General features: G+C 70.4%; 7 protein-coding genes and 1 pseudogene. 2 read left to right on the forward strand and 6 right to left on the reverse strand.

Annotation, left to right across the window (positions count from 1 at the left end):
• From ABNT58_RS23130 to ABNT58_RS23150, 5 genes and pseudogenes are all read right to left on the reverse strand, one after another.
• Nucleotides 1-628, reverse strand: a pseudogene (locus tag ABNT58_RS23130) (dihydroorotase); the annotation flags it as partial.
• Nucleotides 625-1,578, reverse strand: a complete 954-nt coding sequence (locus ABNT58_RS23135; protein WP_348755752.1) for an aspartate carbamoyltransferase catalytic subunit — start codon at nt 1,576-1,578, stop codon at nt 625-627. The gene ABNT58_RS23135 and the pseudogene ABNT58_RS23130, both read right to left, overlap by 4 nt.
• A 4-nt stretch (nt 1,579-1,582) precedes the next feature.
• Nucleotides 1,583-2,095, reverse strand: coding sequence for a bifunctional pyr operon transcriptional regulator/uracil phosphoribosyltransferase PyrR (gene pyrR, locus ABNT58_RS23140; RefSeq protein WP_348755753.1), 513 nt, complete (start codon nt 2,093-2,095; stop codon nt 1,583-1,585).
• Nucleotides 2,092-2,520, reverse strand: coding sequence for a Holliday junction resolvase RuvX (gene ruvX, locus ABNT58_RS23145; protein ID WP_348755754.1), 429 nt, complete (start codon nt 2,518-2,520; stop codon nt 2,092-2,094). Before ruvX ends, pyrR begins: the two co-directional genes overlap by 4 nt.
• A complete protein-coding gene (locus ABNT58_RS23150; RefSeq protein ID WP_348755755.1) occupies nt 2,517-3,101 on the reverse strand; it encodes a YqgE/AlgH family protein in 585 nt (194 codons plus the stop codon). Before ABNT58_RS23150 ends, ruvX begins: the two co-directional genes overlap by 4 nt.
• A 97-nt stretch (nt 3,102-3,198) precedes the next feature.
• Between ABNT58_RS23150 and ABNT58_RS23155 the strand changes: the two genes are divergently transcribed.
• Nucleotides 3,199-4,422 (forward strand): SAM-dependent methyltransferase, encoded by a 1,224-nt coding sequence (locus tag ABNT58_RS23155; protein ID WP_348755756.1) that lies wholly within the window; start codon nt 3,199-3,201, stop codon nt 4,420-4,422.
• Complete coding sequence (locus ABNT58_RS23160; protein WP_348755757.1) at nt 4,419-5,894, forward strand: deoxyribodipyrimidine photo-lyase; 1,476 nt, start codon at nt 4,419-4,421, stop codon at nt 5,892-5,894. Before ABNT58_RS23155 ends, ABNT58_RS23160 begins: the two co-directional genes overlap by 4 nt.
• On the opposite strand, the gene ABNT58_RS23165 is transcribed toward ABNT58_RS23160, so the two are convergent.
• The coding region (locus tag ABNT58_RS23165; RefSeq protein WP_348755758.1) for a response regulator at nt 5,878-8,016 on the reverse strand (2,139 nt) is incomplete at its 5' end. The genes ABNT58_RS23160 and ABNT58_RS23165 overlap by 17 nt on opposite strands.

Genomic DNA, 8,016 nt, shown 5'->3' on the forward strand with positions numbered 1-8,016 from the left:
CGGCCATCACCGGCACGCCCGACAGGCCCAGCCGCGTGGCCACGGCGCCGCTGGCCGCCACGCCCTTGCCCAGCCAGGCGTCCTGCGGGCGCAGCCACACGGTGTAGCCGTAGGTGGCGGCATACAGCAGCGCACGCTGCATCACCAGCGTGTCGGCGATCGGCACCTCGGCCTGCGAGAAGCCGACACAGCCGGCTTCGGTCAGCTCGGCCATCTCGGTGAGGATGTCGCCCTTCAGGCCGCGGGTGAGCGCGCCCAGCGGAAACAGCCGGCAGCGGCTCAGCTTGCGGGCGCGGAACTTCAGCATCTCGACCAGGCCGGGCTCGTCGAGCGCGGGGTCGGTGTCGGGCGGGCACACCAGGCTGGTGACGCCGCCGGCCGCAGCCGCCGCCAGCTCGCTTTCCAGCATGCCTTCATGCTCATGGCCGGGCTCGCGCAGGCGCGCCGCCAGGTCCACCAGGCCAGGGGCCACGATGCGGCCGCGGGCGTCGATGCGGCGGTCGGGCTGGAAGTCGCCCGCCGGGCCGATGGCCACGATGCGGTCGGAGGCGATGGCCACGTCGGTGACTTCGTCGCGGCCCGAGGCCGGGTCGATCACGCGGCCGCCTTGGATCAGGATTCTGCTCATGCGTCGTTCCCAGCAATGATGCTCATCACGGCCATGCGCACCGCGATGCCGAAGGTCACCTGCGGCAGGATCACGCTCTGCCGGCCGTCGGCCACGGTGGAGTCGATCTCCACGCCGCGGTTGATCGGCCCCGGGTGCATCACGATGGCGTCGGGCTTGGCCAGCGCCAGCTTCTCGGGCGTCAGGCCGAAGCTCTTGAAGAACTCGCCCGAGCTGGGCAGCATCGCGCCGCTCATGCGTTCGTTCTGCAGCCGCAGCATGATGATCACGTCGGCATCGCGGATGCCTTCGGCCATGTCGTGGCACACCCGCACGCCCATCTGCGCCAGGTCGCCCGGCACCAGGGTCTTGGGGCCGACGGCGCGGATCTCGGGCACGCCCAGCGTGGTCAGCGCATGGATGTCGGAGCGGGCCACGCGCGAGTGCACGATGTCGCCCACCACCGCCACCGTGAGGTTGCGGAAGTCCTTCTTGAAATGCCGGATGGTGTACATGTCCAGCAGGCCCTGCGTGGGGTGGGCATGCCGGCCGTCGCCCGCGTTGACCACGTGCACATGCGGCGCGCAGTGCTGGGCGATCAGGTAGGGCGCGCCGCTTTCGCTGTGGCGCACCACGAACATGTCGGCATGCATGGCCGACAGGTTGGCGATGGTGTCCAGCAGGCTTTCGCCCTTGGCGGTGCTGCTGCGCGCGATGTCCAGGTTGAGCACGTCGGCCGACAGCCGCTTGGCCGCGATCTCGAAGGTGGTGCGGGTGCGGGTGCTGTTCTCGAAGAACAGGTTGAACACGCTCTTGCCGCGCAGCAGCGGCACCTTCTTCACGTCACGGTCGTTGACGCTGAGGAAGGTGCCCGCGGTGTCCAGGATCTGCGTGACGACGTCGCGCGGCAGACCTTCGATGGACAGCAGGTGGATCAGCTCGCCGTGCTGGTTCAGTTGGGGGTTTTTCATCGCTTCACGCTCCCGCCTCGATCGTCTGCACCGCAAAGCGCAGGCGGCCGTCGTCGTGCCGGGCCAGCGACAGCCGCTGCGAAGCCGGCAGCGCCAGCCGGGCGGCGGCATAGGCCGCTTGTATAGGCAACTCGCGCCCGCCGCGGTCCACCAGCACCGCCAGCGTCACGCTGGCCGGGCGGCCGAAGTCGAACAGCTCGTTGATGACGGCGCGGATGGTGCGGCCGGTGTACAGCACGTCGTCCACCAGCACGATGTGGCGGCCTTCGATCTCGAAGGGCAGCTTGGTGGCGTCGACACCGGCGGCCATGCCGCGCTGGCCGAAGTCGTCGCGGTGCAGCGCGCTGGAAATCACGCCGTGCGCGCCGGGCAGGCCCAGGTCGGCCTGCAGGCGCTCGGCCAGCCAGGCACCGCCGGACCACACGCCGACCAGCAGCGCATCCGGCTGCAGCAGCCCGCGCACGCCGGTGCGCAGCTCGGCGTACAGCGCCTCGGCGTCGAGGGACAGAGTACTCATGGTTGGGCTCTCAGGAACTGGTCAAGGATGATGGCGGCCGAAGCCGCGTCCACGTCGGCGGCGCCGCCGGCCAGCGCTTCGGTGGTGCTGTAGCGCTCGTCCACCTCATGCACCGGCAGCCTCAGCCGGCCGTGCAGCTGGCGGGCAAAGCGCTGCGCGCGGCGGGTATTGTCGTGCGGCGTGCCGTCGGGGTGCACCGGCACACCCACCACCAGCGCATCGGGCTGCCACTGGCGCACCAGCTGCTCGATGGCGGCAAAGCGGGCATCGCCCTCGGCAGCGATGGTCTTGAGCGGCGTGGCGCTGCGCAGCAGCGTGTTGCCGGTGGCCACGCCCACGCGGCGCGTGCCGTAGTCGAAAGCCAGGAAGGAACGGGGGGCGGGCGGCGCGGTGGCGGGCTGGGGGGCGTCGGGCTGGTCGCTCACGCGTGCCCCGCCTCCCCGCTGAGCATGCGCGGGTCGATGCCCAGCAGCGACAAGGCCTTGTCGTAGCGCTGCGCGATCGGCGTGTCGAAGATGACCTCGGGTTTGGCGTCCACCGTCAGCCAGCCGTTGCGGCCGATTTCTTCTTCCAGCTGGCCGGCTCCCCAGCCGCTGTAGCCCAGCGTCACCAGGATCTTGCGCGGGCCGGCGCCGCTGGACAGGGCTTCCAGCACGTCCTTGCTGGTGGTCATTTCCAGGTCGCCGCCCGGGATGGCCATGGTGGAGTTGTAGTGGCCGCCGTCGCTGGAGAGCTTTTCGTGCAGCACGAAGCCGCGCTCGGTTTGCACCGGGCCGCCGAAGTACACCGGCGCATCGGCCAGGTCTTCACGCGCCAGCGGCAGCTCCACCTTCTCGAACAGGTTGCGCAGCTTGATGTCGATGGGCTTGTTGATCACCAGGCCCAGCGCACCGCGTTCGGTGTGCTCGCACAGGTAGACCACGGCACCGACGAAGTTCTCGTCGGCCATGCCGGGCATGGCGATCAGGAACTGATTCGTGAGGTTGATGCGGGCGCTGTCGGCCATGGGGCGATTCTAGTGCGGCCCCGCGGCGCGCCAGGGCCGGCCCCGATAATCGACCGTGCTTTCCGCCGTGCCGCACGGCCGCCCAATACCCTTGCCGATGACCCCGCCTGCCGACACCGCCCCCACCGATCGCTTCTTCGCGCTGCTGGCCGAAAGCCTGGCCGCCGGCACGCTGGCCAAGCTGGTGCTGGGCAAGTACCACGGCCCCGAGCCCGACCTGCAGCGGCTGACCGCCCGCCCGGTGCAGCTGCGCGGCCAGCCGCACCTGTCGTTCGTGTACACCCACCGCACCAAGGACATCACCAAGAACCACCCGGTGGACGAGGCGATGGCCCTGCTGCGCGAGCTGGCCGGCCCGGCCTTCAGCCATGCCCACCTGCTGACCACCGCCGAAGACGTGCAGCTGCTGTTCAGCCGCAAGGGCAAGCCCGCGCTGGTGCGCCGGCCCACCGCCCAGGCGCGCGAGGCCGCCACCACGCACGACCGTGAGAAGCACCGCTTCCTCGACCTGCAGCGGCCCTTCCTGCGTGAGCTGGGCGTGACCGATGCGCAGCACAAGCTGGTGCCGGCGATGTCGCGCAAGTGGAAGCAGATCAACAAGTTCGTCGAGGTGCTGGACCATGCCTTCGACGGCAGCCCGCTGGCCGGCGGTACGGCGCTGGTGCGGGTGCTGGACTTCGGCTCGGGCAAGGGCTACCTGACCTTTGCGGTGCACGACTACCTGACGCACACCCGCGGCCGGCCGGCGCTGGTCACGGGTGTGGAGCTGCGCGACGACATGGTGCAGCTGTGCGAAGGCGCAGCCCGCCGGCTGGGGCTGGACGGCCTGCACTTCCAGCGCGGCGACGTGGGCAGCGTGGAAACCGGCGCCACCGACGTGATGATCGCGCTGCATGCCTGCGACACCGCCACCGACCATGCGCTGCACCGCGGCATCACCGCGGGCGCTTCCATCATCTTGAGCGCGCCCTGCTGCCACAAGCAGATCCGCCCGCAGATGAAGAGCCCCACGCTGCTGCAGCCGATGCTGCAGCACGGCATCCACCTGGGCCAGCAGGCCGAGATGGTGACCGACAGCCTGCGTGCGCTGCTGCTGGAAGCGCATGGCTATGCCACGCAGGTGTTCGAGTTCATCTCGCTGGAACACACCAGCAAGAACAAGATGATCCTGGCGGTCAAGCGCGCCACGCCGCTGCCGGCCGCGCGGCGCCAGGCGCTGGCCGCGCAAATCGCCGAGATCAAGGCCTTCTACGGCATCACCGAGCATTGCCTGGAAAGCCTGCTGGACCGCAGCCACCCGATGGAGACCGAACCCGCATGAAGGCCCTGGATGCCGCCCTGGTGTGGCTGCGCCGCGACTTGCGCGCCGAGGACAACGCCGCCCTCTTCCATGCGCTGAAGGCCGCGCGCCAGGTGCACTGCGCCTTCATCTTCGACAGCACCATCCTCGATGAACTGCCGCGCGCCGACCGGCGGGTGGAGTTCATCCGCGACAGCCTGGTGGGCCTGGATGCGCAGTTGCGTGCGATGGCCGCCGCCCACGGCGTGGACGGCGCGGGCTTGATCGTGCGCCACGGCGTGGCAACGAAGGAACTGCCGCGGCTGGCCGACCAGCTGCACGTGCAGGCGGTCTACACCAACCACGACGACGAGCCCTACGCGCTGCAGCGCGATGCCAAGGTGCGCGGCGCGCTGGCCGACCTGGGCATCAGCTTCCACAGCAGCAAGGACCATGTGGTGTTCGAGCGCTCGGAGGTGATGACCGGCGCCGGCAGCCCCTACAGCGTGTTCACGCCCTACAAGAACGCCTGGCTGAAGAAGGTGGATGCGTTCTACCTGAGCGCCTACCCCGTCTCGCGCCATGCGGGCGCACTGGCGCCGCGGCCCGACGGCGACTGCAGCGAGGTGCCCACGCTGGAAAGTTTGGGCTTTGCGCGCACCAACCTGCATGAGCTGAAGCTGCCCAGCGGCCCGGTGGGCGCCGAAGAGCTGATGGAAGACTTCCGCGAGCGCATCGACCGCTACGACGACGCGCGCAACTACCCGGCCGTCAAAGGCCCCAGCTACATGGGGCCGCACCTGCGCTTCGGCACGGTGTCGGTGCGGGCGCTGGCGCGTGAGGCGCATGCCCGCGCCGCCAAAGGCTCGCCGGGCGCGGCCACCTGGCTGTCGGAGCTGATCTGGCGCGACTTCTACCACCAGGTGCTGCACCACCATCCGCGCGTGGTGGGCCAGGCCTTCAAGCCCGAATACGACGCCATCAAGTGGGACCACGGCAAGGCGGCCGATGCGCTGTTTGCCGCCTGGTGCGAAGGCCGCACCGGCTACCCGCTGGTGGACGCGGCGATGCACCAGCTGAACGAGACCGGCTACATGCACAACCGGCTGCGCATGGTCACCGCCAGCTTCCTGACCAAGGACCTGGGCATCGACTACCGGCGCGGCGAAACCTACTTCGCGCTGCACCTGAACGACTACGACCTGGCGGCCAACAACGGCGGCTGGCAGTGGGCGGCTTCCACCGGCTGCGATGCGCAGCCCTACTTCCGCATCTTCAACCCGGTGTCGCAGAGCGAGAAGTTCGATGCCGACGGCAAGTTCATCCGCCGCTACCTGCCGCAGCTGGCCAAGCTGCCGGCCAAGCTGATCCATGCGCCCTGGCTGGCGCGGCCGATCGAGCTGGCCGAAGCCGGCGTGACGCTGGGCAAGACCTACCCGCACCCCGTGGTGGACCACGACGAGGCGCGGGCGCGCACGCTGGAGCGCTTTGCCGTCGTCAAACGGCCGGCGTGAGGGCGCCGGCCGCGGCCTGCGCCGCGTAGTGCTTCACCAACCCCAGCAGCTGCTCTTCCGAGTAGGGCTTGCCCAGGTAGTGGTCCACGCCCAGTTCACCCGCCACGTCGCGGTGCTTTTGCGCGATGCGTGAGGTGATCATCACCACCGGCAACGTGCGCAGCCGGTCGTCGTTGCGCAGGTTGCGCACCAGGTCGAAGCCGTCCATGCGCGGCATCTCGATGTCGGTGAGCAGCACCACCGGCCGTTCCTGGGCCAGCTTCTCCAGGCCTTCCAGCCCGTCCTTGGCCAGGGCCACGCGGTAGCCCTCGCGCTGCAGCAGCCGCTGGGTCACGCGGCGCACGGTGAGCGAATCGTCCACCACCAGCACCAGCGGCGCCTGCGGCGCGCTGGCCACCGGCTGCCGCGGTGCGGCTTCGCCTTCGGCCGGCTGGGCCTCGCGCGCGGCGGCCTGGGCACCTTCGCCATACAGGCTGGCCAGCGCCACCGGGTTGTAGATGAGCGTGGGCGAGCCCGAAGCCAGCAGCGTGACGCCCACCAGCCCCGGCAGCCGCGACAGCTGCGCGCCCAGGTTCTTGACCACCACTTCGTGGTTGCCCACCACGTCGTCCACATGCAGCACCACGCGCTGCTGCGCGCTGCGGATGACGACCAGCGACTGTGTGGCCGCTGCCGTGGCGCCGCGCGGGCTGCCATGCAGCAGACCGCCCAGCCAGAAGAAGGGCAGCAGCTGATCGCCCACCGCGCACTGGCCGCTGGCATAGGCCCGCGCCACTTCATCGGCCGGCACACGGCGCACGGCTTCAACCAGCGGCGAAGGCACGGCCACCGTCAGCTCGCCGGCACGCAGCATCACCACCTGGGTGACGGCGGTGGTCAGCGGCAGCACCAGGCGGAAGCTGGTGCCTTCTCCCCAGCTGGTGGCGGTTTCAATGCGGCCGCCCATGGCCAGCACCTCGCTGCGCACCACGTCCATGCCCACGCCGCGGCCGGCCAGCTCGGTGACCTCGGCCGCGGTGGTGAGGCCGGGGCTGAACACCAGCTGCGCCAGCTCGGCATCGGCCAGCTGCGCATCGGGCGCCACCAGGCCCTGGGCCACGCCGCGCTCGCGCAGGCCCAGCAGGTCGAGGCCGCCGCCGTCGTCGCGCACTTCCACGCCCACTTCGTTGCCGGCATGGCTGAGCGAGACGGTGATGCGGCCCACGGGATCTTTGCCGCGCTGGCTGCGCAGCTCGGCCGGCTCGATGCCGTGCACCACGCCGTTGCGCAGCAGGTGCTCGAAGGCGCCGGTCATGCGGTCCAGCACGCCACGGTCCACTTCGATGGCGCCGCCGACGATGTCCAGCCGCACCTGCTTGCCGGTTTCCTTGCTGGCCTGGCGCACCACGCGGTACAGCCGGTCGGCGATGCCCTCGAACTCCACCATGCGGGTGCGCAGCAGCCCGTCCTGCAGGTCGCGGGTCAGGCGGCTCTGCGCGGCAATCTCGTCCTCGGCCGTCTGCAGGCTGCGCTGCAGGCTGCGCTGCACGGTGGCCACGTCGTTGACCGACTCGGCCATCATCCGCGTGAGTTCCTGGAAGCGGGTGAAGCGGTCCATCTCCAGCGGGTCGAAGGTCTGGCTGGCCTTGGCCGCCTCGATGCGCGAGCTGATCTGCGTCTCGGCCTGCAGCTCCAGGTCGCGCAGCTGGCGGCGCAGGCGCTCCAGGTTCTCGGTCAGGTCGCCCAGCGAATGCTTCATGGACACCAGTTCGGTGTCGATGCGCGAGCGGGTGATGGACACCTCGCCCGCATGGTTGACCAGCCGGTCGAGCAGCGCGGCGCGCACGCGCACCGGCGCCTGCTGCACCGGCGCCGACAAAGGCGCTTCCGGCACCGGCGCGGGCTGCAGCGCGGGGTCGGTGAAGCGCGACCAGTCGATGGGCGCGGGCGCTGCGGGCGTGGGGGCGGCAGCGGCATCTGTCGGCGTCGCTTCGGGCGCCAGGTCGGCGGCCAGTGGCGAGGACTCGGCCGCCGGCATGAGGTCGGCGGCCTGGGGCGGCAACAGCGCCTCGGCGGGCTCGTCGGCCAGCGACAGGAAGGACGGCTCTTCGGGCGCGGCTTCGGCAGCCCAGGGGATGTCGAG

The organism is uncultured Aquincola sp., assembly GCF_964001545.1.
Taxonomy (GTDB): domain Bacteria; phylum Pseudomonadota; class Gammaproteobacteria; order Burkholderiales; family Burkholderiaceae_C; genus Aquincola.